General features: G+C 62.8%; 1 protein-coding gene. It reads left to right on the top strand.

Annotation, left to right across the window (positions count from 1 at the left end):
• Positions 1–358 precede the first annotated feature (358 nt).
• Positions 359–1,711, top strand: coding sequence for a phosphoglucosamine mutase (gene glmM, locus AC0L2Z_RS35210; RefSeq protein ID WP_473482959.1), 1,353 nt, complete (start codon positions 359–361; stop codon positions 1,709–1,711).
• Positions 1,712–1,742: the final 31 nt, after the last annotated feature.

Below are 1,742 nucleotides of genomic sequence, written 5' to 3'. Positions count from 1 at the left end.
GGGCGAAACATTCCAGATACGCTGTTGAAGCATATCTCGCCGCTGAGTTGGGAACATATCAACCTGACAGGCATCTACACCTGGGACACCGAGCATCAGATGCCCGAAGGCTTTCGAACCTTTAGGCTACCGACCCCAACCCGGCGAGCCGCATGAGTTTCACGATCCGTTCGGGCTTAGCGCAAGATTTTGTACAGCTCTTGTCCTCACCCCAGATTGTGAGCTAAGGACGCCTTTCGTCCTGACAATCATGGTATCCTGCAAAGACGATGCGGAGTGGCAAGCGGCCAGTACACTGGCTGTGGGAATGTCCACGAGGCGACACTTGGGTGAATCATATATGGGCACGTCGAGTAAGATGACGAGACGATATTTCGGAACGGACGGGATCCGGGGAGGGGCCAACAAATTTCCGATGACCGCCGAGGTTGCGATGAAGGTCGGCATGGCTGCCGGCCTGTCGTTCCAGCGCGGCCACCATCGCCATCGCGTCGTGCTCGGCAAGGATACGCGGCTGTCGGGCTATATGATCGAGAACGCGCTGGTCGCGGGCTTCTGTGCCGCCGGCATGGATGTGTTCCTGCTGGGGCCGATTCCGACGCCGGCGGTCGCCATGCTGGCGCGGTCGCTGCGCGCCGATATCGGCGTGATGATCTCGGCCTCGCACAACCCCTATTACGATAACGGCATCAAGCTGTTCGGCCCCGACGGCTACAAGCTGTCGGACGAGATCGAAATGCGCATCGAGGCGCTGCTCGACCAGGATGTCGACATTTCGCTGGCCGACGCGGATGGGCTCGGGCGCGCCAAGCGCGTGGACGGCGTGCACGACCGCTATATCGAATTCGCCAAGCGCACTCTGCCGCGGTCCATGTCGCTGGCGGGCCTGCGCATCGTGGTCGATTGCGCCAACGGCGCCGCCTACAAGGTGGCGCCGGCAGCGCTTTGGGAACTCGGCGCCGAGGTCATCACCATCAACAACGAGCCGAACGGCTTCAACATCAACGAGGAATGCGGTTCGACGCACCCGGTGGGCCTCTCCAAGAAGGTTCATGAAGTGCGCGCCGACATCGGCATAGCGCTCGATGGCGACGCCGACCGCGTGGTCATCGTCGACGAGAACGGCGCTGTCGTCGACGGCGACCAGATCATGGCGCTGATCGCCGAATCCTGGCATCAGAGCGGCCGCCTGGCAGGCGGCGGCGTCGTCGCCACCGTCATGTCCAATCTTGGCCTCGAACGCTTCCTCGGTGAAGCCGGCCTGCAACTTCACCGAACCCAGGTCGGCGACCGTTACGTGGTCGAGCACATGCGCGCGCATGGGCTGAATGTCGGCGGCGAGCAGTCCGGCCATATCGTGCTGTCTGATTTCTCCACCACCGGCGATGGGCTGGTCTCGGCGCTGCAGGTGCTGGCCTGCATCAAGCGCCAGAACAAGCCGGTCAGCGAGATCTGCAAAAAGTTCGAGCCGGTGCCGCAGCTCCTGAAGAATGTGCGCTTTTCCAGCGGCGAGCCCCTGGAGACGGCACCCGTCAAGGCCGCGATCGAGGATGCCCGCAACCGGCTCGGCAAGTCCGGCCGCCTAGTGATCCGGCCTTCCGGCACCGAGCCCCTGATTCGGGTTATGGCCGAGGGCGACGACCAGAAGCTGGTCGAGACGGTGGTGAACGACATCGTCGGCGTCATGGCCGAGATCAAGACCGCTGCCTAGACGTGCGGCGCTTGATGCGCCGATGGTCCTG

It is taken from the genome of Mesorhizobium sp. WSM4850 (assembly GCF_055811735.1).
The sequence above is the reverse complement of the archived record's forward strand: the minus strand, read 5'-3'. Positions and strand labels throughout refer to the sequence as shown.